Below are 25,465 nucleotides of genomic sequence, written 5' to 3' on the forward strand. Positions count from 1 at the left end.
GAATGTCAAAAATGGGCCTGTATCCATCTGATTGGGCAAAATGTCCGCCGCATGCTCATGCTTATAAAGCAAGAACGGATGTCACAGAGGAGCATTATCATTTAATAGAAGGTATTTCTCAGCCTGTAAATGGAAGCAGCACTGACAAGCATACGCATTACTATCGAGGGATCACCTCTTTTGAAAGGGGGCATTTTCACAGATACTACGGTATCACAGGGCCTGCGATACCGAGAGTGGACGGCACGCATTATCATGAGATTGAGGAAGTCACGTATTCTGCCTATAACGATCCTGTCCCCATTCAGTATGGAGGAGTCGTCTATAGTCCCGACGAGGAGCGGCCAACACATACGCACCGTTTAAAAGGAAAAACATATGAAGTGATTGGAAATGAACCACTCGGCTGGTGATAGGCTCTCTATAGGTGAGCAAGAGAAGTTATGCTATACTGTAGGCAGTTTGTAAAAGAGAGTGATGTTATGAAAAAAGCGAAACAACCAGTGATTGTATTAGTAGGACCGACGGCTGTCGGGAAAACAAAACTGAGCATTCATATCGCCAAAGCATTTAATGGAGAAATTATCAGCGGTGATTCTATGCAGATTTATAAAGGGATGGATATTGGAACAGCTAAAATCACCCCTGAAGAAATGGACGGTGTTCCGCACCACTTAATTGATATTAAACAACCGGACGAATCCTTTTCTACAGCTGAATTTCAGCAGCTAGTTCGTATGAAAATTAAAGAGATTGCCGCTAGAGGGAAAACGCCCATGATTGTCGGCGGAACAGGTTTGTATATCCAGTCTGTTTTATATGATTATACATTTACAGACGAGAAGAGTGACCCTGCTTTTAGAGAAGAAATGGCGCTGTTTGAACAGCAACATGGTCCCCTTCTGCTGCACGAAAAGCTAAAGGCAGTAGATCCTGATGCTGCAAAAGCCATTCATCCGAATAATGTCCGCCGCGTGATTCGGGCGCTAGAAGTGATTCATACAACAGGTCAAAAAATGTCGGAGATGCAAAACGGGCACCAAGAAGTTCCTCTTTATGATACAGCCTTTATTGGGCTTAACATGGATCGAGAGCTTTTGTACGAGCGCATCCATCAAAGAATTGATATGATGATAGGTGAAGGCTTAATTGAAGAAGTGAGCGCGCTTTATCAATCTGGCTTGAAGGATTGCCAGTCGGTTCAAGCGATTGGTTATAAGGAGCTGTATGCGTATTTTCAAGGTGAATGCTCACTTGATGAAGCCATCCAGCAATTAAAGCAAAATTCCCGTAGATATGCGAAGCGTCAATTCACGTGGTTCCGTAATAAAATGGATGTCACTTGGTTTGACATGACACCGCCTTGCCACTTTTCAGACAAAAAAGAGGAAATTTTCGCATATATAGCAGGAAAGCTTGGAATTAAAGCGAAACTGTAGTTATCAGAATCAAGGAGGACGAAACATGAAACCGATTAATATTCAGGACCAATTTTTGAATCAAATCCGCAAAGATAATACATTTGTTACAGTATTCTTACTGAATGGCTTTCAGCTTCGCGGTCAAGTGAAAGGGTTTGACAATTTTACGGTGCTGCTTGAAACAGAAGGAAAGCAGCAGCTTATTTATAAACATGCCATCTCTACATTTGCTCCTCAAAAGAATGTAAATCTAGAATTAGAATAGGATACGTTCTACCTAATAGCCCCCATGCACCTGCGAATAACCGGCTGGAACCCGCTACGTTTTTTGTCAGTGCAGAGGGGCTATTTTGCATGCCGTGAAACTTTCCTGTCTCCTTTGCGTATAATTCCTTATTGGATATAGGGAAAGGTGAGGGGAATGAGATGGAAAATGCAGAGCTTGAATTAAGAAGGATTAGAGTGATCCTTCTATTAATTGGGGTTGTTGTCTTATTTGGATCGTGCGCTATATCAAACATTGAATCGAGACAGGAAAGCTGGCATAACTATTCTAATCAAGATGATACTGGAGATATAGATGGCCTATTACAATCAGCGGTTGCACTAAAAAATAACCACTTTGCTGTTGTGAAAGATGATGAAGTACATGTGTACCGGTTTGATGAAAAAGAGGGAGAACTGACCCTCATTAAAACGAAGTACATAGATGAATGGGACGAAGATGATGATATTTCTGAAGAACAGTAAGCACGTAAATTTACAAATGAATGTGAAGTCGCTACACTATAATCATGCATCAGACATCTAGACAGAAAAGGATGAGTTCATGACACACAAAATTAAAATTAATCATTGGGAACAAACTTGTGAAGACGACTCCTGTTTCGAATATGGAACAAGCGTTTCTGTAAATGGAAAAGAGTTAGTCAGAGAAGCTTCAATCGTCTCTGCGCTTGAAGCGGTGCTAAAAGAATTAGGTGTTGAAGTGGAAATTACAGAAGTGTCAGAAGATTTACAGTGCGACGCCTACAAAAATAAAACAAAAAGTCTAGTCTACTAAGCGATTTTTTTTCGTGTTATGATAGATTTCGGTTTCAGTTGAATAGGGAGTAGAGCAGTCTATTTTTAGATTCTGTTCTGCTCTATTTATTTGAACGTACGAGTTCGGCTATGAATGTTCGGTCGGGTTGGTTGATTTTTTTCGTTTTGAACATCTATATGTTGTGTTTTGAAAAAACATAGTATACTATATATAGTGGATAGCGAAATGATCAACAATACTAAAAAGTAGGTCGTGATGGAATTGATTCAAATCGTATTTGATTCAAAAACAGGAAATGTTCAACGCTTTTTGGACAAGACCCCTTTTACGGACAAACAGAAATTGACTGGAGAAGAGTTTTTGGATACGCCGTTTATTCTCGTCACCTTTACGACAGGATTTGGACAAGTTCCTAGTACCACTCAGTCCTTTTTAGAGAAAAATGCTCACCTATTACTAGGTGTAGCGGTGAGTGGAAACAAAGTGTGGGGAGATAATTTTGCAAAAAGCGCCGATACGATTTCTAAACAATATCAAGTTCCTATTTTGCACACCTTTGAACTAAGCGGAACAAAAAGGGATGTTGAATTGTTTACACAGGAGGTAGAAAGAATTGTCACAAAATCAGGTTCCAAAGTGGATACAATTAAATAACGAGATTATGATTCAAAAAGAAGGAAAGTTTCAGTTCGATAAGGACAAAGAAGCTGTACATAGTTATTTCGTAGATTACATTAATCAAAACACGGTCTTCTTTCACAACTTAGAAGAGAAGATTGATTACTTAATAGAAAACGACTACTATGAGGAAGAATTTTTAAGACAATACAGCATGGCAGATATTAAAGAAGTATTCGAAGCTGCTTATGCTAAGAAATTTAGATTCCCGTCATTCATGAGTGCGTTTAAGTTTTACAATGACTATGCACTGAAAACAAATGATAAAAAGAAAATCCTTGAACGCTATGAAGACCGCATTTCAGTTGTAGCGCTTTTCTTTGCGGGCGGAGATAAAGAAAAAGCTCTTGAGTTTGTAGAACTGATGATCAATCAGGAGTACCAGCCAAGTACACCAACATTCTTAAACGCTGGACGTAAAAGACGCGGTGAGCTTGTGAGCTGCTTCTTGCTTGAAGTGAATGACTCATTAAACGATATTTCGAGAGCAATTGATATCTCAATGCAGCTTTCAAAACTAGGCGGAGGCGTCAGTTTGAACCTCTCAAAACTTCGTGCAAAAGGCGAAGCAATTAAAGACGTTGAAAATGCGACAAAAGGCGTCGTCGGCGTGATGAAGCTCCTTGATAATGCATTCAGATATGCAGATCAAATGGGACAAAGACAAGGATCAGGCAGTGCCTACCTTAACATTTTCCACAGAGATATCAATGATTTCTTAGATACGAAAAAAATCTCTGCGGATGAAGATGTTCGTGTGAAAACATTGTCCATCGGTGTCGTCATCCCGGACAAATTTATTGAGCTTGCAAGAGAAGATAAAACAGCTTATACCTTCTATCCGCACACAGTCTATAAAGAATATGGACAGCATCTTGATGAGATGGACATGGAAGAAATGTATGACCAGCTTGTAGAAAACCCGAAAGTCAAAAAAGAAAAAGTCAATCCGAGAAAACTTCTTGAAAAATTGGCTGTTCTGCGCTCTGAATCAGGCTACCCATATATCATGTTCCAAGATAATGTGAATAGAGAGCATGCATTGAACCATATTTCACGAGTGAAATTCTCAAACCTTTGCTCAGAAGTGCTACAAGCTTCAGAGGTCTCTTCTTACGCGGACTATGATCAAGAAGATGAAATTGGTCTTGATATTTCTTGTAACCTTGGTTCATTAAATATCATGAATGTCATGAAAAACAAATCGATCGAAAAAACGGTCAAACTTGCAACAGACTCACTAACGCTTGTATCTGAAACAACAGACATCCGCAACGCACCAGCTGTTCGAAAAGCGAACAAAGCGATGAAATCAATTGGGCTTGGCGCGATGAACCTTCACGGTTATTTAGCTCAAAACCAAATGGCTTATGAAAGTGAAGAAGCAAGAGATTTCGCGAATACGTTCTTTATGATGGTGAACTATTATTCCATTAAACGTTCAAGTGAACTTGCAAAAGAAAAAGGAGAAACATTCCATCGTTATGAAGGCTCTGGCTATGCAACGGGCGAGTACTTCAATAAATACGTGGAGAATGATTTCACACCAAAAACAGAGAAAGCAGCAGCGCTATTTGAAGGCATGCACATTCCAACAAAAGAAGACTGGGCAGCACTCAAAGACTTTGTAGCGGAAAATGGTATGTACCATAGCTACCGTTTATGTATTGCGCCAACAGGTTCCATTTCCTATGTGCAATCGGCAACAGCCTCTGTGATGCCAATTATGGAACGTATCGAAGAAAGAACATATGGCAATAGCAAAACATATTACCCAATGCCAGGTCTTTCAGCGCAAAACTGGTTCTTCTATAAAGAAGCGTATGATATGGACATGTTTAAAGTGGTTGATATGATTGCAACGATTCAGCAGCACGTCGATCAAGGAATCAGCTTTACACTATTCCTGAAAGATACGATGACAACGCGTGATTTAAACCGCATCGATCTGTATGCACACCATAAAGGCATTAAGACACTTTATTATGCAAGAACGAAGGATACAGGGCAGGAAGGCTGTCTTTCTTGTGTTGTTTGATTAAAGGAGAGTTTAACGTGACAAAAATTTATGATGCAGCCAACTGGTCAAAACACGAAGACGATTTTACACAAATGTTCTACAACCAAAATGTGAAGCAATTCTGGCTTCCTGAAGAGATTTCCTTAAACGGGGATCTTTTAACTTGGAAATATTTAGGCGAAAAAGAACAAGATACGTACATGAAGGTACTTGCTGGACTGACTTTACTTGATACAGAACAAGGAAATACAGGGATGCCGATTGTGGCTGAACATGTGGACGGCCATCAGCGTAAAGCGGTACTAAACTTTATGGCAATGATGGAAAATGCGGTACATGCCAAATCATACTCTAATATCTTCATGACCCTTGCGCCAACTGAAACAATCAGTGAAGTGTTTGAATGGGTCAAGAAGAATAAATTCTTGCAAAAGAAAGCAGATATGATTGTCGGATTATACCGTTCGATTCAAAAGGACGATCCGATTTCCCTCTTTAAAGCAATGGTTGCTTCTGTCTATTTAGAAAGCTTCCTATTTTACAGTGGTTTTTACTACCCGCTTTATTTCTATGGACAAGGAAAGCTCATGCAAAGCGGTGAAATCATTAACTTGATTTTGCGTGATGAAGCGATTCACGGTGTGTACGTTGGATTATTAGCGCAAGAAATTTACAACAAACAAACACCTGAAACGCAAAAAGAGCTATATGATTTCTCAATTGACCTTTTGAACGAGCTTTATGAAAATGAGCTTCATTATACGGAAGATATTTATGACCAAGTCAATTTATCGCATGATGTGAAAAAGTTCATTCGTTACAATGCCAATAAAGCGTTAATGAACCTTGGATTTGCCCCTTACTTTGAAGAAGAAGAGATTAACCCAATTGTATTGAACGGACTTAATACAAAAACAAAGTCACATGACTTCTTCTCAATGAAAGGGAACGGCTACAAAAAAGCAACAGTTGAGCCGTTAAAAGATGATGATTTCTTCTTTGGAGATGAATCATAAGTAAAGCATAAAAGTCAAAACGCATCACTCGTTTTGGCTTTTTGCCATTTCATACAACGTGCTACATACTGGAGGATACCGAACATGGGAAAAATGGATGAAATCATACTAGTCGCACCGCGCGCGCATGTGTTCCAAAATGAGACACTTGCGTTTAATGGTGTAAATAGTGAAGAGAAAACAATCAACACGGTCATGAAAGAGATCGAAGAGCATTTCGAGCAGATGCGCCGAGGCGATGCGGAAGAAAATCCTGACTTCAAGCAGCCGATTCCTTATGTTGTGATTAAGCGTGAGGATGAAGTGTATGTATATGAAAGGCTTCAAGGCGGGGGAGAGACTCGGTTACATCATAAGTTATCCCTTGGTTTTGGCGGTCACATGAATTTCATCGAAGGGAAAAACTTTGCTGAGATTCTAAAAGAGAATACGGATCGTGAGCTGGACGAGGAACTTTCTATTCAAGAAGAAGATAAACTTGAGATGAAAACCCTTGGGTTAATCAATGACGATGACAATAGTGTCGGCCGTGTGCACATTGGATTGTTATCAGCACTTGAATTAACGCCAGGTGCTCATGTGGAAGTAAAAGAAACAGATCAAATTGCAGGTAAATGGATGAAAGCAGCAGACTTAAAAAAACCTGAATACTTCGACCGACTTGAAACGTGGTCTCAATTTGTCGTGAACATCCTAGCATAAATAAACAACAAACCGGCTCAGCAGCAGACTTGAGCCGGTTTTTTTGTTATAACAGCTTTAGCTTATTGGAAAACGAATGCGTCGTGACCAGCCTGTTTTAATTTTGCGACAAGGTGATCCGCATTTTGCTTTGTACGAAAAGCCCCGGCCTGTACTCGGAACATACCGCCTTCTAATACAACAAAGGCGTCAAAGCCTTTGGATTTCAGTGTGGATACTAATTCATCCGCATTGGCTTTCACCTTGAAAGCGCCAGCCTGTACTTTATAAAGATTACTTGCTTTTTTTTTCAGTTGAAAGGCTTTCTCTAATCCAGTGGCATGAGCACGAGCGATGCCTTGAAGGAAGGTCGCGTTGCGAAGTTTATTTGCATCAGCTGTCGTATCGATGAAACCATTCTCTGTTAGAATAGCGGGCATAGAAGTTTCTCGAAGAACGTGGAAGTTCGCTGTTTTCTTGCCGCGGTCGGCAAAATCCACCGAGCGAACAATTTCATCATGAAGGGTATTGCGATACGTGGTGGTCGGTGCTGAAACGCCAGGATACACAAAGCTTTCAAAACCTGTACCCCCGCCTGCATTAATATGAATAGATAAGAAATAGTCAGCTCCCCAGCTGTTTGCTGCACTTGTACGCTGGGACAAAGTGACGGATTGGTCAATTGAACGACTTAAGCGGACGGAAACCCCATCATATTCACTAATCAAAATGTCTCTCAGTAAAATTGCGATTTGAAGTGTGATATTTTTCTCCAAAAGTCCATTAGCACTAGCTCCAGAATCTGTTCCTCCGTGGCCAGGATCAATAAAAATTTTCACCATCTATTCATCACCTCATCTTTATTTTATGAGGAAATAGCAGAATTGCCTGTACAAAATGCGGAAATCATTGAGACTCTTTTCTGCACAATTGATGATGAGAAAGCTACATTTTTCTAAGAAAAAGCAAATTGTTGGTTTGTCCGCCCAAAATGGATGAATACAATGGAAATAGCACATCATTTCCTGGGAAACCGCAGAAATCCCTACAATGTTCGGTATCTCGGGTCATTTTGACAGCAAACTTGGGCTTAAGCGGGCGATTGTCACGATTACAGCTCCACCCGAATAGAATAAAGAGAGAAGAGCGAGAGGTGAATACGTTGGAGCGAGCTGTCACATATAAAAACAACGGCCAAATCAATATTATACTTAACGGACAAAAACAAGTACTGGTTGATGCAGACTCAGAGGCAGAATACTTGGAAGCCTTACAGAAAAATGAGGCGAAACACAGCATCTTACGGGAAATAGAGCGTGAAATGAACAGCCTTGTCGGTATGGATGAAATGAAACGAAACATAAAAGAGATTTATGCTTGGATCTTTGTCAATCAAAAAAGGCAGGAACAAGGGTTAAAGGTAGGGAAACAAGCGCTTCATATGATGTTCAAAGGGAATCCAGGCACAGGGAAAACAACGGTTGCAAGGCTTGTCGGGAAGCTTTTCTTTGAAATGAATGTCCTCTCAAAGGGTCACTTAATTGAAGCGGAACGCGGAGATCTTGTCGGAGAGTACATTGGTCATACTGCTCAAAAAACAAGGGAATTAATTAAAAAATCACTAGGTGGCATTTTGTTCATCGACGAAGCCTATTCTCTTGCCCGCGGGGGAGAAAAGGATTTTGGGAAAGAAGCGATTGATACCCTAGTAAAACATATGGAGGACAAACAGCACGAATTTATTCTCATTCTTGCTGGCTACTCTAAGGAAATGGATCATTTTCTCTCTTTAAACCCCGGCCTTCAATCAAGATTTCCAATTAATATTAGCTTTCCTGATTATACCGTCGATCAGCTCATGGATATTGCCAAGCGAATGATGGCTGACAGAGAATATATATTTACCCAAGAAGCTGAATGGAAGCTACGAGATTATTTAATGCACATTAAAAGCACCACAAGCCCTGCGAAATTCAGTAACGGACGGTTTGTACGAAACACGATTGAAAAGGCCATTCGAACCCAGGCGATGAGACTCTTGCTTGTGGATCATTATGATAAAAAAGATTTGCTCACGATTAAAAGTCACGATCTGCAAATGAAAGAGGATACGCCTACTTAACATGGCGTATCCTTTTCATAAAGAGACACTAAAATAAACCATTCGAATAGTGGTATACGTGTGATGTGTTTGGTATGATGGTACTACTGAAAACTTAAGTACAGAAAGGAAACAACTGACGTTGAATGAACATGAAATGACCGAAAAAGCGATCCTTGTCGGCTGTCAATTGCCGCATGTCACGGATGAACGCTTTCAATACTCCATGGAAGAATTAGCTTCCTTAACCAAAACAGCTGGCGGTGAAGCTGTCAGCGTGATGACGCAGAAGAGAAATAGACAAGACAGCGCAACATATATCGGTAAAGGGAAAGTAGAAGAGCTTGAAGTGCTTTGCGAGGAATTTGAATGTGATGTCATTATTTTTAACGACGAACTGTCCCCAAGTCAGCTAAAGGCTTTAGCAACTGCCTTAGATGTGAAAATTATTGATCGTACACAATTGATTTTGGACATCTTTGCGAAGAGAGCTCGTACAAGAGAGGGGAAGCTGCAAATAGAGCTTGCCCAGCTTCAGTATGCCTTGCCGAGACTAAGTGGACAAGGGATCAGCCTTTCAAGACAAGGAGGCGGAATTGGCGCAAGAGGTCCGGGTGAAACAAAACTTGAAACAGATAGACGCCATATTCGAAACCGCATTCATGAAATAAACGGGCAATTATCTACAGTCAAAGAACATCGTACAAGATACCGCGAACGCCGGAAGAAAAATGGAGTCTTCCAAATTGCCATTGTTGGGTATACGAATGCCGGGAAATCGACTTTGTTTAACCAATTAACAGAAGCAGATAGCCATGAGGAGGATCTGCTATTTGCGACACTTGATCCAATGACTCGTAAGATGACATTAGCATCTGGCTACAGTGTGCTGATTTCAGATACTGTTGGCTTTATTCAAGACCTTCCCACAACACTGATTGCAGCATTTCGCTCCACTCTTGAAGAAGTGAAGGAAGCGGATTATTTGCTTCACGTCATCGATTCTTCTAATGAGGATTACGAAGGGCACGAGCGAACGGTTCATGAGCTTTTAGAAGAATTAGAAGCCGATCGTATACCGATGCTGACAGTTTATAACAAAGAAGATCAAATCAGACCCGATTTCATCCCTTCTTCAAAACATCGTCATCTGTTAATCAGTGCTAGACGAGAGGAAGACGTGAAGCGGTTAAAAGCGGATATTATGGCTGAACTGAAACAAAACTTTTTAAAGCCTTATCATGTGAAGATTCCAGCATATGAAGGAAAGCTCATCTCCGCATTAAAATCAGAAACGCTCGTGGAATCGCTAGACTTTCAAAAAGAAGCAGAACTTTATGAGATCACCGGATTTAGTGGTGAAGATCAGACCATATTAGGTCAAATGAAGAAGTATATGTTGTAGGAAAGGAATTAAATGAAGATGTTTCACACATTAAAACACGGCAGTATTTTAGAAAAAATAGCAGCAGAAACAGAACATGACATTTTACACATGCATCAGCAAATTGATCAAAAGAGCGAACAAAATGAGTGGCGGGTGCTTGAAAGCTATCGAAAGCATAAAGTCAGTGACTCTCACTTTAACCCGACAACTGGATATGGCTACGATGATATGGGAAGAGATACGTTAGAAAAGATCTATGCGGATGTCTTCGGAGGTGAAAGCGGCCTTGTCCGTCCCCAGATTATTTCCGGCACACATGCGATTTCCATCGCCTTATTCGGCGTACTAAGACCCGGCGATGAATTAATCTACATGACAGGGAAGCCTTACGATACCCTAGAGGAGATTGTCGGGATTCGCGGCAAAGAAGGGACAGGCTCATTAAAAGACTTTCAAGTCGATTACAAAGCCATTGATTTGCTTCACGATGGATCCGTTAATTTTGACAAAGTCAAAGAGTCTATTTCCCCTAAAACAAAAGTCATCGGCATTCAGCGTTCCAAAGGTTATGCCTCAAGACACTCCTTTACAATAGAAGAAATCGAGGAAATGATTTCATTTGTGAAAGAGATCAATGAAGAGATCATTGTGTTTGTGGACAACTGTTACGGTGAATTTACTGAATTACAAGAACCATGTCATGTAGGAGCAGATCTTATGGCTGGTTCTCTCATTAAAAACCCAGGCGGCGGTCTTGCCAAAACAGGCGGCTACATCGTTGGGAAAGAAAAATGGGTAGAAGCTTGCTCATATCGAATGACATCTCCAGGCATCGGCAGTGAAGCGGGTGCATCACTGTATGCACTCCAAGAAATGTATCAAGGATTTTTCTTAGCGCCGCATGTTGTGGCACAAAGCCTGAAGGGCGCAGTGTTTACAGCCAGATTTCTTGAAAAGCTTGGATTCCAAACGAATCCAGCGTGGAATGCAAAAAGAACCGATTTGATTCAATCAGTCGAATTTGGTGATCCTAAAAAAATGATTGCATTCTGTCAAGCCATTCAATATGCATCACCGATCAACAGTCACGTCACACCGCATGCGAGCTATATGCCAGGCTATGAGGATGATGTTATTATGGCAGCGGGCACATTTGTCCAAGGAGCCAGCATCGAATTATCAGCCGATGGACCAATCAGACCGCCTTATACTGCATACGTTCAAGGTGGACTCACGTATGCCCATGTGAAAAATGCGATTTGCAGTGCGGTAGATGCCTTATTGGAACAAGGTTTTATCGAAGGACCTGCTCGATAAAAAAATCCATGTTAATATTCCTAACATTTCGTTGACACATAATATAACATGACATATAATAAATTTAAGCAAAGAGGAGGAGACAGTTGAGATGAGTGATAACATTCGCCGCTCAATGCCTTTATTCCCAATTGGGATTGTCATGCAGCTAACAGAATTATCTGCAAGGCAAATTCGCTATTATGAGGAAAATGGTTTAGTATTTCCAGCAAGAAGTGATGGGAATCGCCGATTATTTTCTTTCCATGATGTTGATAAATTACTAGAAATTAAAAACCTCATCGAACAAGGTGTAAACATGGCAGGAATCAAAAAACTTTTTGCCAAAGCTGAGGCAGAAAATCCAGCGTCTGACACAAAGACAGAGGAGAAAACCACAGCGAAGCACAACTTGACAGATGATGAACTCAGGAAACTACTGAAGAAGGAACTCATTCAGGCTGGACGTTTCCAACAAGGAACGACCTTTAGGCAGGGGGATATGTCAAGGTTCTTCCGTTAACCAATTAGCAAAACCATTGCTATACAATTTTACCTTTTGTAGGGGAGGAGTTTTACGAAATGGCAAAATACACAAGAGAAGATATCGTAAAATTAGTAAATGAGGAAAACGTAAAGTACATCCGTCTGCAATTTACAGACATTCTCGGAACAATTAAAAATGTTGAGATTCCTGTGAGCCAGTTAGAAAAAGCTCTCGATAACAAATGTATGTTTGACGGTTCATCTATTGAAGGCTTCGTACGTATTGAAGAATCAGATATGTATCTATACCCAGATCTCAACACATTTGTTATTTTCCCTTGGACAGCCGAAAAAGGTAAAGTTGCACGCTTTATTTGTGACATTTACAAGCCGGACGGGACGCCATTTGATGGAGACCCACGTAACAACTTAAAGCGTATTTTAAAGGAAATGGAAGACCTAGGATTTAGTGATTTTAACCTTGGACCTGAGCCAGAATTCTTCTTATTTAAATTAGATGAAAAAGGCGAGCCAACGCTTGAGCTAAACGACAAAGGTGGATACTTTGACCTTGCTCCAACAGATCTAGGTGAAAACTGCCGCCGTGATATCGTGCTTGAGCTTGAAGAAATGGGCTTTGAAATTGAAGCGTCTCACCATGAAGTAGCACCTGGACAACATGAAATTGACTTCAAATATGCAGGCGCTATCCGCTCTTGTGATGACATTCAAACGTTCAAGCTCGTTGTTAAAACGATTGCGAGAAAGCACGGACTTCATGCGACATTCATGCCAAAACCATTGTTCGGTGTTAACGGATCTGGTATGCACTGTAACCTATCATTATTCAAAAATGGCAAAAACGCATTCTTTGATGAAAAAGCAGATTTACAGTTAAGCGAGACGGCTAGACACTTTATCGCAGGTATCGTCAAGCACGCAACAAGCTTTACAGCGGTCACAAACCCAACGGTGAACTCTTACAAGCGTCTTGTACCAGGTTATGAAGCACCTTGCTACGTGGCATGGAGTGCACAAAACCGCAGCCCATTGATCCGTATCCCTGCATCACGCGGCATCAGCACACGTGTAGAAGTACGCAGTGTAGACCCATCTGCAAACCCATACCTTGCACTAAGTGTATTACTTGCAGCAGGTCTAGACGGAATCAAAAATAAACTGGACGCACCAGCACCAATCGACAGAAACATCTATGTCATGGACAAAGAAGAGCGCCTTGAAAACGGCATCTCTGACCTACCTGCAACACTTGCAGAAGCACTAGAGCTGCTGAAGTCAAATGAAGTCATGATCAACGCACTAGGCGATCACTTATTCGAGCACTTCATCGAATCAAAAGAAATCGAATGGGATATGTTTCGCACCCAAGTACACCCATGGGAACGCGATCAGTATATGTCTCAGTATTAATCAGGAAACCCCTTGGAGCCATTGGCTTCAAGGGGTTTTTATTTTGATCAAAAAATGATTTGACCAACCTGCAACGAGATTTCGAAAGAAAAGTGTTTATATGAATATTAAAATGAAGATATTGATTAGCACCACTTTATTGGTAGGTGCTGCTTGTCTGGGTTCTCTGAATTACTCACAAGAATCAACTGATCGAAATACCACTGTATTTCCTCAAAAAACTGATCGAAACACAACGATGATCGATCCAAATTCAACATTTAAAAACTAATAGGCAAAATTAAAACAGACCAAACAGGGTCTGTTTTTTTATAGGGACGGATTGGGCTTAATCATTACTATAGTTTTCATTAGTTTAGAAGTTCTCTATACGCTCCATTGCTCTATCAAAAGCTACTTTTCTTTTTTTCTCTTCATAGTGAATACTTTGAATTATCTATACAAAAAGAATTTAATTACTGCGATTTTTCTCTCCCCAATCACATAACTGTTCTAAAATTGGTAAAAGTGTTTCTGCCTTATATGTAAGACTGTATTCCACTTTAGGGGGGACTTGTGGGTATTCCTTTCGTATAACCATCCCATCTGCCTCCAAATCTTTAAGTTGTGCACTCAATGTTTTAAAGGTAATAGTTCCAAGTCTCCTTTTCATATCATTAAAGCGAACGGGTTGATTTTCCGAAAGGAGATACAGAATTAGCATTTTCCATTTGCCTCCTATAACTGATAATGTATATCCAAAAGGTGTCTCTTGGATATTACCCTTTTTTCTATAATCGGCCATACTCATATTGACACTATCCTTTCTGGTAGTAACTATCTAAATAGTGCGTACTGTTTTTTTCTCTATATTCATTTTATACTTACTTTACTTTGAAATAAAGGAGAGAAAACAATGACTAATATTAAAACCTACAATCACAATCTATGGGATCACGGTATTACCCAAGGATATAGCGTTAAGGGAACAATCTACATTTCAGGTCAATTTTCACACGATAAAAATGGTATGTTCGTTGGTAAGGAGAATATTGAAGCTCAGACTCTGCAAACATTTGAGAACCTTGATCGGGTATTGGTGGAATTGGGAGCCACGAAATCTAACATTGCATATGTGGAAATTTTTCTAACAAATCCACAAGAACACTCCGAAACGGTCATAGATCTATTCAAGGAATACTTAGGTCAACACAGACCAGCTGGCAGTCTCATTGGTGTGACATATCTGGCTTTCCCAGAGCAATTGATTGAAGTCAAGGCTATCGCACACACTGATTAAATATGTTATCGTATGAATTTGACCAATTCTCTATACACGGATTGGGACCAACCCTTTCAGTTTTGTTCAGAAATGAAAATATTTATTCAGAAAGGCTCATCATAGAACCTTATTAAATCAGTCTTTTTCAGAGAATGTCTGTTTGCTTCGGGTGATGTCGTTCACCCTGCCAGGGTAGAGGTCGCTGGTCGGTCCCAACCGGAATCATCGTTAAAAACTTTGCTAGCAAGGGTTTATTCATTGTGACTTATTTTTAATTTTTTAGAGGTCCCCTATACGTTCCATTGCTTTATCGAAAGCTGCTTTTCTTTTTTTCTCTTCATAGTCAATACGTTCTAAAATTCTGGTCCAATAAATATTGCCTGTGTCTGCATATTTTTTTGCAGTTTCTCTCTAAAGAAATGCTTCAGCTTCTTCGAGGACTATTATGAATTTACTCCCCATTTTCATGTGTGGCATCTCATCTTCATGAATTAAAATGAACAGTTTGACTTTACATATGTTGTAAATATCGTGTTAAAATTATATAAAGGAAATGATAGCAAGGGGGGTAATGGAATGTCGAATTTGATTTCTTCTGTAGATGTGGCAAACACTCTCAACAAATGGTATTTGCATATTAAAAAGAGGGAAGTTTCACAAGCAGTAGAGTTGAGGGATGAGATTCAAGATATGCTAGGCGAAATGGAAGAAAATCAAGATGTTTTACTCTATTTCAATATTCTTGATTATAGATTTAAGGTACTTATGGAAGATTTAGTGGGGCAACCAACAATAACAGAAAGTGAAAGAGTCAAAACAGATGACATGCTAAGGTTTTACTTTTATCTTTTCAAAGGTATGTATGAGAGTGCAAGGAATAACTATTCAGAAGCTCTAGTCCTATTTAGAGTAGCTGAGAGACAATTAGACAAGGTACATGATGAAATTGAAAAGGCTGAGTTTCATTATAAAATTGGCACACTCTACTATTTCAATAAAGTCACGCTCCTTTCTCACCACCATCTACAAACCGCAAAGGACATCTACAAAGGTCATGAAGGCTACAGCATACAGACCATAAACTGTAATATGTTGTTGGCACTGAATTTGATTGATGATGGTAGATTAGACAAAGCTGAAAGAATGCTTTTGGAGTGTGTTGATAGACTGATTGAGAAGAATGATAAGAGATTGTTAGCGTTGGCTTATTATGATTTAGGATTTCTCAAAATTCAGGATGACCACCATATAGAAGCAATTAAATATTTCAACAAAGCAATTTCCGCAGATGATCTAAAACAGTCAGCTCCTATTTCATACTTACAATGTGCGTATGAATTTGCAAGATCAAGCTATAAATCAAATCAATTGGATCAAGCAATAAGTTGGGTTGCTGAGGGGAAATCCTTTTCTAAAGAACAGCAGAACACAAATTTCATTTTGAAATTTAATATCCTTGAGAAATGTTATACAACACCACGAGAAAGCTATGAGGATATCAAGAAAGGGCTATTTCTTTTGGAGGAAAGAAAAGCATATGTTGATATAGAGGCTTTAGCTCCTGATGTTGCTTCCATATATAAAAAGTTAAATCTTTATGAAGAAAGTAACTACTTCTTGGAATTGGCTTTAAAATCTTGTACGCTTATAGGAAAGGAGGTCATATGATTATGAAAAAAATTATGGTGATTATTACTACTACTTTGCTGATAGGTACAATACTTGGGATGCCTACTTTACAACATGCTCAAGCAGATGCTAAAAGTGATACAGTGTTACTTTCCTCAAGAGGTGCAGGATCATAAATGGCTATGAATTAACATCTACAGACTAGCTCCGTGATTGAATGTTTAAAAATAGATAAATTGGATTAAAGTATAAGACTCCTTATGGTATTCTAGTAAAAGAATATTCCATTAAAGGAGTCTTTTACATATGAAAATATTAGATGCTCCATCTTTACTATCAGCTGTAGAACAGAGGTCAAAGGTCTATCAGGAGCTTCAAGAAGAAATGAAAGTTGTGAAAAAAGCATTAAAAAGTGTGTCGGGGTTAGGTGATGAATTTACCGGGAAAGGTGCAGATAATATCAAAGCTTTTTATAATGATCTTGCACTTTACACCGACACTTATCTTGATTTTATCGAGATGCAAAAGGCTTTTTTAGATGGAGTGAAAGGAAAGCTTGATGATGAATCATTAGGCGGGAGCACATTTATTGATGAGCACTTTTTAGACGCTCAATTGAAGCAAGGTATTCAGAATAATAAAGATATGGTCAAAGAACAAAAAGATGCTCTTTCCACTATTTTTGACGATATCAGTGATTTAATTGAATTACACACATTTTCAAGTAAAGAGGTCAATGAACATTTAGACGATGCGAACAAAAAAAGAAAAGAGACAATTGATGTTTTACATAAAATAGATCATGAGCTAAAAACAGAATACGCAAAGTCAGAAGCGATTGAGAATCACCTCAAAACTTTTTATGTAAAAATGATGGCTGCTACAGGACAAGGAAAGAACGCTCAGCCTATGTATTATGATGCAAAAGCATTTCATGAAACAGCTGTGTACAAGAATCATGATAAAATCGATGCACAGGTGAAAGCCTATTTAAAAGTGAAAAAAGAAGAAAAAGAGAAACGAAGAATTAAAGAATTGAAAGAAAAGCTCAATGATCCTTCGTGTATATCAGAAGCGAAATACTTTGAGATTGTCGATGAAATTGGATATGAAAATCTTTCTTACGATCAAAAAATGTATTACAGCCAGCTCCTTCAAATCAAAGCACAGGAAGAAGCATCAGAGGTATTCGTTGATAGTGTAAAAGGTGCTGCAGTTGGTCTATACGATGTGGCGAAAGATACAGTAGTTGGCATCTACGATCTTGTAACAGACCCTGGGGGTGCCGTTGAATCAGTCGTAACGGCTGTTTCTCATCCAATTGAAACATCGAAAGCAATTGGAAAATCGATTTCAGACTCATTCCAAAAAGAAGTCATCGATGGTGATGCATATTCTCGATCACACTGGTTTGCCTATGCGACTGGTTCACTAGCAGAAATTGTCTTTGGTTCTAAAGGGGCAGGAGCCATCACAAAAACGGGGACAACAGCGGCCAAAACAACAGTGAAGAAAGGCCTTGAACAAGGTGCAAAATCAATAGACAGAGTATCTATTCCGAATCTATTGCCATATTCACCAAAGTTTCAAATGGCTGGTGGGCCGAAGCTCCCGTACAATGTATTTGACGGCGAAAATCTCAAAAATAAACTCCTCTCCATGGCAAAGCGTCTCGACAACAACTCAGGCTACGGAATCTCTAAGACAGGCAGACGCTTACCAGCACCAAAATCACCACCAGCCGTTGTTAGTTACGGAGATCACTACGTAAGATGGAAACGTAAAAAAGTATTAAAACCAAATGTCGTTTATACAACAAAACAAGGCTACACCTACACAACCGACCACTACGGACGTATTGTTAAAGTCGAAGCAAGTGATTTAAAATACGGAGAGGTCAAAAGAAACCAATATGCTCAGTCTAATTCAGGAAAGCCAGATCGATTACTGGATGATGATGGAGGACATTTAATTGCGTCTATTTTTAAAGGGTCAGGGGATATTGATAACCTGCTTCCGATGAATTCACAGATCAACCGTAGTGGCGGGAAATGGTATGAGATGGAGCAACGGTGGTTGAAAGCATTGAAATCAACCCCACCTAAACATGTAGAAGTTAGTATTGAATCTATCTATAAAGACGATTCATTAAGACCTGAGAGATTTGTAGTACAATATAAAATTGGAAAACGTGTCAAACGTGAGACTATTAAAAATGAGGCTGGAGGTTAAAGATAATGGAAGAACTAGAAGTGAAGTATAAAAAAATAGCAGAAGCAATTAATGAAATGATCCCATGTGATTGGGAAAAAATTTGGATGTATGCAGAAATATTAGACGATTCAGCTGGAATTACTTTTTATTTTACTGAACCAAATAATGAAGAATATGTTTATGGTGATGATATTCCAGAAAGATATAAAGTAAGTAGTTCAATATATAATCATTTATTAGTCGAACTCTGTGAAGCCTTCGAAGAATTGAAAAATGAATATATAAAAAATGATTTAGGAGCTTGGACAACAGCTACCGTTCAACTGGAGAAGTCAGGGAAGTTTTCAATTGATTATGGCTATGAAGATGTTTATTCTTTAGGAATTGACAACATACAAAGAGTAGAGGTATGGGAATATGAAACTTTCGGATTTTTACCCGACGACGAGGAAGATAAAGAAGCAGTACTGAATTTTATAAAAAATAAACAAGAAAACAATTACTAATACAATTGCCCTCCAATTAAAGGAGGGTTTTTATTTGCCTATATTTACAACTGAAACATCGAAAGCAATTGGAAAATCGATTTCAGACTCATTCCAAAAAGAAGTCATCGATGGTGATGCATATTCTCGGTCACACTGGTTCGCCTATGCAACTGGTTCACTAGCAGAAATTGTCTTTGGTTCTAAAGGGGCAGGAGCCATCACAAAAACGGGGACAACAGCGGCCAAAACAACAGTGAAGAAAGGCCTTGAACAAGGTGCAAAATCAATAGACAGAGTATCTATTCCGAATCTATTGCCATATTCACCAAAGTTTCAAATGGCTGGTGGACCGAAGCTGCCGTATAACGTTTTTGACGGCGAAAATCTAAAAAATAAACTCCTCTCCATGGCTAAGCGTCTCGACAACAACTCAGGCTACGGAATCTCTAAGACAGGCAGACGCTTACCAGCACCAAAATCACCTCCAGCCGTTGTTAGTTACGGAGATCATTATGTAAGGTGGAAACGTAAAAAAGTATTAAAACCGAATGTCGTTTATACAACAAAGCAAGGGTACACCTACACAACCGACCACTACGGACGTATTGTTAAAGTCGAAGCAAGTGATTTAAAATACGGAGAGGTCAAAAGAAACCAATATGCTCAGTCTAATTCAGGAAAGCCTGACCGATTACTAGATGATGATGGTGGGCATTTGATTGCCTCTATTTTTAAAGGGTCAGGTGATATTGATAACCTGCTTCCGATGAATTCACAGATTAATCGAAGCGGTGGGAAATGGTATGAGATGGAGCAACGGTGGTTGAAAGCATTGAAATCAACCCCACCTAAACATGTAGAAGTTAGTATTGAATCTATCTATAAAGACGATTCATTAAGACCTGAGAGATTTGTAGTACAATATAAAATTGGAAAAGTTATGTTCAAGAATTTATCAAGAATCAACATGGAGGTTAAAGATAATGGAATCAATAGAACGCTATTATAAAAAAATAGCAGAATCAATTAATGAATTAATACCATGTGAATGGGATAGAGTTTGGATGTATGCAGAAATACTTGATGATTCGGCTGGAATTACATTTTGTTTCAACGAGACTAATAGTGAAAAGTGTGTTTATGGACATGAAATTCCACTTAAATATAATGTAAGTAAATCAACATACATTCATTTATTATACGAACTCAGTAAAACTTTTGAAGAATTGAAAAAAGCATATACGCAAAATGAATTAGGTGCTTGGACAACAGCTACCCTCCAATTAGATAAAACAGGGAAATTCTCGATTGATTATGGATATGAAGATATTTTATCTATAGGGCTTTATGGTATCCAGAGAAGAGCTGTATGGGAGTATAAAACGTTCGGGTTTTTACCAGAAGACGAGAAAGATAAAGAAGCTGTGCTGAATTATCTTAAAAATAAAGAAGAAAACAACTAACACACGGCCCTCCAAATTAAAGGAGGGTTTTTTGTATGCCAATATTTAAATCGAACAAAAGTTCTTAAAACTCATTGATAAAGAACGATTGTTCAGTTTCTATTTAATCACCCAAGAAGGAATGATTAAATGCTTAGACTTAGAGACAAAGGTGCGAGTCAGTTAAGAAGATCACTATGACCACATTGTCAAAGTCGAAGCAAGTGATTTAAAATACGGAGAGGTCAAAAGAAACCAATATGCTCAGTCTAATTCAGGAAAGCCAGATCGATTACTGGATGATGATGGAGGACATTTAATTGCGTCTATTTTTAAAGGGTCAGGGGGTATTGATAATCTTGTGCCGATGAATGGGAATTTAAACAAAGGTGAGTGGAAAAAGCTTGAGAATACTTGGTCTGATGCTCTTCAAAATGGTGATGACGAATGGGAATTCAAAAGGTTCGATAATGTGTATGGAGGTAAAAGGAATGAATGAAGAAAAAATAGAACATTTATACAATCAAATAGTTGATGTTGTAGTGGGAACAATACCAATTGAATGGGAAAAGGTGTATTTATATGGTGAGGTAGTTGAAGGTTCTCAGACTGTTTACTTTTATTTTTCATCTAAAGAAAATGAGGGTACACTTGTATATAGTCATGAGATCACTGAATTGTTTGAAGTAAGTGAACATGAATACAAAGAAAAATGGCATCAATTAGTCGACTGTATCCAAGAACTTAGGAGAGAGTTTGAACAAAATGGTCAAGAACCTTGGACAAATTTCACAATGATTTTTGATGAAACGGGACATTTCACTATAGAATTTAATTATGATGACCTTTTGAATACAAACCCTCATGAAAGAAAAACTATTTGGAAATATAATCATCTAGGTATTATACCTAAAAGCAATTCTGGTAAAAAACATTTAGAAAAATATCTTTCTACATTGAAGTAGCTTTTAAGTTTTAAAGATGTTATAAAATTTGTATTGATAGATTAAAGAAATAAAGATTAGAGAACATATTGAGAGCACCATTCCAAGCAGAAATGGTGCTCTTATTCAATAATGGCTTCTTTTAATCAATAACAAAACAGACACACTTAGCAACAAAAGAAAAATTAATACATATGGAATCAACTTTGTATTGATTAGCGTGTCAAAGAAACCGTCGACGAAAGCAAAAATATCGAAAACACAATATTCTTTTCTAATTCAATCTTTCTTTTCACTCTATCTAAACCGATAAACCGTCACTTCACAATCACCCAATACCTCTTCAATCATGCCTTCAACAATCGCCCAATCGCCGCCCGCCAGTCCGCAGCCGATCCCGTAAGGAATGGCGATGGAAGTTTGTTTTTTTTCTTCATGTGAATGGGTTACTGTATCTTTTAGGCTTTGTAAGCAACTGCGCAAGGCATCGTAGTCGGTTTGCATTCTTTTTCTTCCGTATCCAGTTTGAGCAAATAAGTTGGCTATTGTTTTTCCGTCGCTTGTTGTGATGAGTTGTACGGAGCTTAACAAATCATCTCCGTGTTCTGCACATATTTGTTTATACTCTTTGTATACATTCGGATATTTGCTTTTGATTTGTTTGGCTAATCCAGCGCCCATGACGCCTTTACAGTTCACCTGGTGACAGATGATGTCTTCACTTGCCTCTAAAATATTGCCATCCACTGTTTTGATCATATGAAGTAACCCCTTTTTCATAAAATAGAAACTTATGTTCTATTTTATCAGTTTTCATTCAATGATTTAATAGTTAAAATGCTTTTGAATGAGTTTACTTGAATACTTTAAAATGACCTTGATTGTCAGAGTTAATGCATGTCGTCTAAAATATGAAAAGGCTACAATCATACCTATGTAGAGGATGATAATGTCCGTTCACAGGCATTGTGTGAGCGATTAAAGCGATTAGGCATGCGGAAAGAAGGCCCTTTTCTTGAGTTTATTTCATTTACTACATATGAGGACGGTACAAGTGACAGCAAAGTGACAAACATGTGATATGATTCCATGCTTTGTTCGTTCAATCGATGGAGCGGACATCTCATTTCAATTATCCTTGTCATAAATGGAGGAAAAGGGAGAAATGAGATGCAGGTTCATAATGAACGTTTATTTAGGTGGGTGAATCAGCTCAGTATCGATCAACTACTTGAATTCCATATTCATTGGTCTAGCTGAATATACAGTGCTATTAGCAGCGCTCATATGTCTGTTCACATGGTCGTATCTGCAGGACTTACTTTCCTATTGGCAGAGTTACTTGGAAAATTCGCAGGCATGCTTTATTCCAACAAGCAACCCTTTGCCGAAAGGAGTCATGTCAATCTTTTGATTCAGAAGGAAGTGAATAACTCTTTTCCAAGTGATCATACCATCTTTATTTTTTCTATTTGCCTGATCTTTTGGATGTATCACAAACGGCATTTTTATTGGCTGATCATTGCGTGTGCTGTTGGGTTTTCAAGGATTTGGGTAGGAGTTCATTATCCATTTGATGTCTTAGCAGGTGCCACCATAGCTTGTTTAACAGCGATTGCTGTTGTATGTTTGCCGATATGTCAAAGAAGTGTGAATGCCATTTTGACTTGCTATGAGTGGCTAGAGGAGAAAATTGTAAAGAAGAGAACAAACTAACATATTGTAGCAAAATACCCCGATCTATTAATGGCTCAGATCAGGGTACTCTTTATTTTCGCCAAAACGTTGAACAATCCGCTTTGTCTTCAATATTAAATTCAATGATTTTTTTGAGGAGAGGATAATCAACTGGCAAGCTTTCCTTCATGCGAAACATCTTTTTTCCATGATCGTAACCCGCTTGTACAATGTCAGCTGAAAAGTGATCAATTCCTTTCCCTTCTGGCGCCACAGAAATGTGATGTTTTGCTACGCTAAACCCAATAATAAATGTGCCATGGTCTGTGAACATCGGCTGATTCCAAGCAATTCTTGGTTCTAATTGAGGAAATGTGTCTAAAATCCATTGTAAAATGTCTTGCGTGCGCTGCTTCAGCTCTGGATTACCGATATTGCTTACATATTCTTCAAACAGATGCATGATGTTTTATCCTCCAATTCCATCAACCTCATAAGCCTCAGACGGGATTCGAACCCGCACTCCTTTCGTAAGCATAGGCTAGGGGCAACACGCTTCCCTACGGAATTTCACCGACAGGAGTTTCGCCTGTCTCAGCTCATGTGCTTTTCGGTGCTTCTGAAACCCTTGCCTTGCGACCCGCTAGCTACAATTTGTTTTACGGCGCTCTTCCCTTCTAGAGCTACTGAGGCGCGGAAGCTATTGATTATATTATATAAAGAAACATGAGAAATGAAAAGCAGCGCTAATGATTAGTTGCAGTGCCTGTTTCATGTCACTATTTGATTACGTATAATGGCTTTTTTTCATTTTCTCACGAGAGGATTGTTTGCTTTCAAACTGGAAAAGGCAGAATGTTTACGCAAAACATCATTGACTAGAAGAAAGAAACGCATTTTCAAAGGAAACGGTTATTGAAGATTCAGGCGATTCATATTAAAATGATGTCAAATGGGCTAATTAGCAATTGCTAATAGAAGTTCCATATTTAGTGAAATCATGTGATGCAGCTGAAGGTGATTGGGGGTGTAGAATGAGCAAAATTCCTGTTGCGGAATTGGCATCATTATTAAATGATTGGAACATGGAAATCAAAAAAGATCATGCGGATGAGGCAGAGCGGTTATTTGCTAAAGCAAAACAAGCAGTAGAGGAAGTTGACGATACGGACATCCTCATGTACTATTCTCTTCTTGAGAAAAGACATCACATTCTCATGTACAATTTGAGAGGCCAAAAGGGCAGTGTTTCAACGAAAAGTATAGACAGTCATCATGGGAAAAAAGAGGATGACTTGTCTAACCGCCTTGCCTACTATTTTGATTTTTATGAGGGCGTGTATGAACAGCATCAAGGAAATTACGAGGTAGCATTGCAAATGTATCAAAGTGCTGAAAAGCTCTTAGATAAAATTCCTAGTGAAATCGAACGTGCTGATTTTGATTTTAAGGTGGCCTGGCTTTACTACCGGCTTAGTCATATCATGTTGTCATTAAGCTATATCCGCAGAGCCCTTCACGTCTATAAGCGGCACAAGCATTATGAAAGAAGAACGGCACTTTCATATTCTCTCATTGCGGCGAATCAAACAGAGATCGGCCGGTATGAAGAGGCGCTTGAAAATTATCGACTGGCGGAAGAGGTTTTGACAAGCGAGCAGGATGACTTTATGCTGGCTCAGCTCCATCACAATGTGGCCATTTTATATTCATTTTGGAACAAACCGAAAGAATCAATAGGTCATCTTGAAAAGGCACTGTCCCATCAAGAATATTATGAGTCAGATTTCTTTTTCCATTCTACGTATCTGATCAGCCGGGAACTCTGCGTGATTGGTGAAAAGCAGCGTGCAAGCCAATTCATAGAGGCTGCGTATGCCAGAATAAAGGATGCTTCTCATGAAGTATTTCAGCTGAAAATAGGCATCGTCCATGATCTTTACTTAACAAATGCATCACAAAGATTTCAGCAAATTGATGAGAAATTAAGAAAGTTAGAAGAGAAGAATGAATATCATGAAGTAAAAGAACTTTCACATTTTGCAGCTAAATATTGTGAAAAGCAAGCACTTTATGAGCAGTCTGTGTTTTACTTGAACAAAAGTTTAGAAGCGGATTTACATATGAAAAGAATGGGGTTGATTTAAGATGAAAACAGGTTTAAAAGTATTATTCGTTGTAGGTTTAGCGATTGCTGCGTCAGTTTTGACTCAAAACGTTGCGGGTTCTTTCGAAGTAGCAGAAAAAA

At 38.9% G+C, this 25,465-nt stretch carries 28 protein-coding genes and 1 pseudogene; 25 read left to right on the forward strand and 4 right to left on the reverse strand.

Annotated elements, in window-relative coordinates; genetic code table 11:
• The first annotated feature begins 11 nt into the window (after positions 1-11).
• The 9 genes from C5695_RS08720 to C5695_RS08760 all read left to right on the forward strand — a co-directional run bounded on the left by C5695_RS08720 (position 12) and on the right by C5695_RS08760 (position 6,882).
• Positions 12-413, forward strand: a complete 402-nt coding sequence (locus C5695_RS08720) for a YmaF family protein (RefSeq protein WP_117730384.1) — start codon at positions 12-14, stop codon at positions 411-413.
• Positions 414-482: 69 nt separating this feature from the next.
• Entirely contained in the window at positions 483-1,439 is a 957-nt protein-coding gene (miaA, locus tag C5695_RS08725; protein ID WP_117730385.1) for a tRNA (adenosine(37)-N6)-dimethylallyltransferase MiaA, read from the forward strand.
• A 25-nt stretch (positions 1,440-1,464) separates the two neighbouring features.
• Positions 1,465-1,686 carry an RNA chaperone Hfq gene (hfq, locus tag C5695_RS08730; protein WP_003211269.1) on the forward strand — a complete coding sequence of 74 codons (222 nt, stop codon included), beginning with the start codon at positions 1,465-1,467 and terminating at the stop codon, positions 1,684-1,686.
• Between the two features lie 161 nt (positions 1,687-1,847).
• Positions 1,848-2,171 carry a YmzC family protein gene (locus tag C5695_RS08735; protein WP_117730386.1) on the forward strand — a complete coding sequence of 108 codons (324 nt, stop codon included), beginning with the start codon at positions 1,848-1,850 and terminating at the stop codon, positions 2,169-2,171.
• Between the two features lie 79 nt (positions 2,172-2,250).
• Positions 2,251-2,484: a hypothetical protein gene (locus C5695_RS08740; RefSeq protein ID WP_117730387.1), complete on the forward strand. Its 234-nt coding sequence runs from the start codon at positions 2,251-2,253 to the stop codon at positions 2,482-2,484.
• 243 nt (positions 2,485-2,727) lie between these two features.
• Entirely contained in the window at positions 2,728-3,120 is a 393-nt protein-coding gene (nrdI, locus tag C5695_RS08745) for a class Ib ribonucleoside-diphosphate reductase assembly flavoprotein NrdI (RefSeq protein WP_041816236.1), read from the forward strand.
• Positions 3,080-5,182, forward strand: coding sequence for a class 1b ribonucleoside-diphosphate reductase subunit alpha (gene nrdE, locus C5695_RS08750; RefSeq protein ID WP_117730388.1), 2,103 nt, complete (start codon positions 3,080-3,082; stop codon positions 5,180-5,182). The genes nrdI and nrdE overlap by 41 nt, the downstream gene beginning before the upstream one ends.
• Before the next feature lie 17 nt (positions 5,183-5,199).
• Positions 5,200-6,180 (forward strand): class 1b ribonucleoside-diphosphate reductase subunit beta, encoded by a 981-nt coding sequence (gene nrdF, locus C5695_RS08755; RefSeq protein ID WP_117730389.1) that lies wholly within the window; start codon positions 5,200-5,202, stop codon positions 6,178-6,180.
• Positions 6,181-6,264: 84 nt separating this feature from the next.
• Positions 6,265-6,882, forward strand: a complete 618-nt coding sequence (locus C5695_RS08760; RefSeq protein WP_117730390.1) for a hypothetical protein — start codon at positions 6,265-6,267, stop codon at positions 6,880-6,882.
• A gap of 62 nt (positions 6,883-6,944) precedes the next feature.
• Here C5695_RS08760 and C5695_RS08765 read toward each other — a convergent pair whose 3' ends face one another.
• A complete protein-coding gene (locus C5695_RS08765; protein WP_117730391.1) occupies positions 6,945-7,703 on the reverse strand; it encodes an N-acetylmuramoyl-L-alanine amidase in 759 nt (252 codons plus the stop codon).
• Between the two features lie 320 nt (positions 7,704-8,023).
• Between C5695_RS08765 and spoVK the strand changes: the two genes are divergently transcribed.
• From spoVK to glnA, 5 genes are all read left to right on the forward strand, one after another.
• On the forward strand, positions 8,024-8,983 hold the full coding sequence (spoVK, locus tag C5695_RS08770; RefSeq protein WP_034662129.1) for a stage V sporulation protein K: 960 nt from the start codon (positions 8,024-8,026) through the stop codon (positions 8,981-8,983).
• 121 nt (positions 8,984-9,104) lie between these two features.
• Entirely contained in the window at positions 9,105-10,367 is a 1,263-nt protein-coding gene (gene hflX / locus C5695_RS08775; protein ID WP_117730392.1) for a GTPase HflX, read from the forward strand.
• A gap of 18 nt (positions 10,368-10,385) precedes the next feature.
• On the forward strand, positions 10,386-11,666 hold the full coding sequence (locus C5695_RS08780) for a methionine gamma-lyase family protein (protein ID WP_117733055.1): 1,281 nt from the start codon (positions 10,386-10,388) through the stop codon (positions 11,664-11,666).
• Positions 11,667-11,757: 91 nt separating this feature from the next.
• A complete protein-coding gene (locus C5695_RS08785; protein WP_034662120.1) occupies positions 11,758-12,168 on the forward strand; it encodes a MerR family transcriptional regulator in 411 nt (136 codons plus the stop codon).
• Between the two features lie 59 nt (positions 12,169-12,227).
• A complete protein-coding gene (glnA, locus tag C5695_RS08790; protein ID WP_117730393.1) occupies positions 12,228-13,562 on the forward strand; it encodes a type I glutamate--ammonia ligase in 1,335 nt (444 codons plus the stop codon).
• A 451-nt stretch (positions 13,563-14,013) separates the two neighbouring features.
• Here the strand turns inward: glnA and C5695_RS08795 are convergent, their stop codons facing one another.
• The gene (locus C5695_RS08795) at positions 14,014-14,352 is read right to left on the reverse strand and encodes a winged helix-turn-helix transcriptional regulator (RefSeq protein WP_117730394.1); all 339 of its coding nucleotides are present in this window, start codon (positions 14,350-14,352) and stop codon (positions 14,014-14,016) included.
• Between the two features lie 105 nt (positions 14,353-14,457).
• Here C5695_RS08795 and C5695_RS08800 point away from each other — a divergent pair, with 105 nt between their 5' ends.
• The 9 genes and pseudogenes from C5695_RS08800 to C5695_RS08835 all read left to right on the forward strand — a co-directional run bounded on the left by C5695_RS08800 (position 14,458) and on the right by C5695_RS08835 (position 21,561).
• A complete protein-coding gene (locus tag C5695_RS08800; RefSeq protein WP_117730395.1) occupies positions 14,458-14,841 on the forward strand; it encodes a RidA family protein in 384 nt (127 codons plus the stop codon).
• A 558-nt stretch (positions 14,842-15,399) separates the two neighbouring features.
• Positions 15,400-16,491, forward strand: coding sequence for a Rap family tetratricopeptide repeat protein (locus C5695_RS08805; protein WP_117730396.1), 1,092 nt, complete (start codon positions 15,400-15,402; stop codon positions 16,489-16,491).
• A 2-nt stretch (positions 16,492-16,493) separates the two neighbouring features.
• The gene (locus C5695_RS20790; RefSeq protein ID WP_262379067.1) at positions 16,494-16,628 is read left to right on the forward strand and encodes a hypothetical protein; all 135 of its coding nucleotides are present in this window, start codon (positions 16,494-16,496) and stop codon (positions 16,626-16,628) included.
• Between the two features lie 130 nt (positions 16,629-16,758).
• Positions 16,759-18,684 carry a T7SS effector LXG polymorphic toxin gene (locus C5695_RS08810; RefSeq protein WP_117730397.1) on the forward strand — a complete coding sequence of 642 codons (1,926 nt, stop codon included), beginning with the start codon at positions 16,759-16,761 and terminating at the stop codon, positions 18,682-18,684.
• A 5-nt stretch (positions 18,685-18,689) separates the two neighbouring features.
• A complete protein-coding gene (locus tag C5695_RS08815) occupies positions 18,690-19,172 on the forward strand; it encodes an immunity protein YezG family protein (protein ID WP_117730398.1) in 483 nt (160 codons plus the stop codon).
• A 34-nt stretch (positions 19,173-19,206) separates the two neighbouring features.
• Positions 19,207-20,163 (forward strand): DNA/RNA non-specific endonuclease, encoded by a 957-nt coding sequence (locus C5695_RS08820; RefSeq protein WP_233230815.1) that lies wholly within the window; start codon positions 19,207-19,209, stop codon positions 20,161-20,163.
• Complete coding sequence (locus tag C5695_RS08825) at positions 20,138-20,617, forward strand: TIGR01741 family protein (protein ID WP_117730399.1); 480 nt, start codon at positions 20,138-20,140, stop codon at positions 20,615-20,617. Before C5695_RS08820 ends, C5695_RS08825 begins: the two co-directional genes overlap by 26 nt.
• A 169-nt stretch (positions 20,618-20,786) precedes the next feature.
• A pseudogene (locus C5695_RS08830) lies at positions 20,787-21,095 on the forward strand (DNA/RNA non-specific endonuclease); the annotation flags it as partial.
• Positions 21,088-21,561: an antitoxin YezG family protein gene (locus C5695_RS08835; protein ID WP_117730400.1), complete on the forward strand. Its 474-nt coding sequence runs from the start codon at positions 21,088-21,090 to the stop codon at positions 21,559-21,561. The pseudogene C5695_RS08830 and the gene C5695_RS08835, both read left to right, overlap by 8 nt.
• Before the next feature lie 276 nt (positions 21,562-21,837).
• Here C5695_RS08835 and C5695_RS08840 read toward each other — a convergent pair whose 3' ends face one another.
• On the reverse strand, positions 21,838-22,299 hold the full coding sequence (locus C5695_RS08840; RefSeq protein WP_117730401.1) for a macro domain-containing protein: 462 nt from the start codon (positions 22,297-22,299) through the stop codon (positions 21,838-21,840).
• A 528-nt stretch (positions 22,300-22,827) separates the two neighbouring features.
• Between C5695_RS08840 and C5695_RS08845 the strand changes: the two genes are divergently transcribed.
• The gene (locus C5695_RS08845) at positions 22,828-23,256 is read left to right on the forward strand and encodes an undecaprenyl-diphosphatase (RefSeq protein WP_233230816.1); all 429 of its coding nucleotides are present in this window, start codon (positions 22,828-22,830) and stop codon (positions 23,254-23,256) included.
• 52 nt (positions 23,257-23,308) lie between these two features.
• On the opposite strand, the gene C5695_RS08850 is transcribed toward C5695_RS08845, so the two are convergent.
• Positions 23,309-23,680: an iron chaperone gene (locus tag C5695_RS08850; protein ID WP_117730402.1), complete on the reverse strand. Its 372-nt coding sequence runs from the start codon at positions 23,678-23,680 to the stop codon at positions 23,309-23,311.
• Positions 23,681-24,251: 571 nt separating this feature from the next.
• On the opposite strand from C5695_RS08850, the gene C5695_RS08855 reads away from it, so the two are divergent.
• Entirely contained in the window at positions 24,252-25,364 is a 1,113-nt protein-coding gene (locus tag C5695_RS08855; RefSeq protein WP_117730403.1) for a response regulator aspartate phosphatase, read from the forward strand.
• Positions 25,365-25,465 lie beyond the last annotated feature (101 nt).

Source organism: Bacillus pumilus (assembly GCF_003431975.1).
GTDB classification, from domain to species: Bacteria; Bacillota; Bacilli; order Bacillales; family Bacillaceae; genus Bacillus; species Bacillus pumilus_N.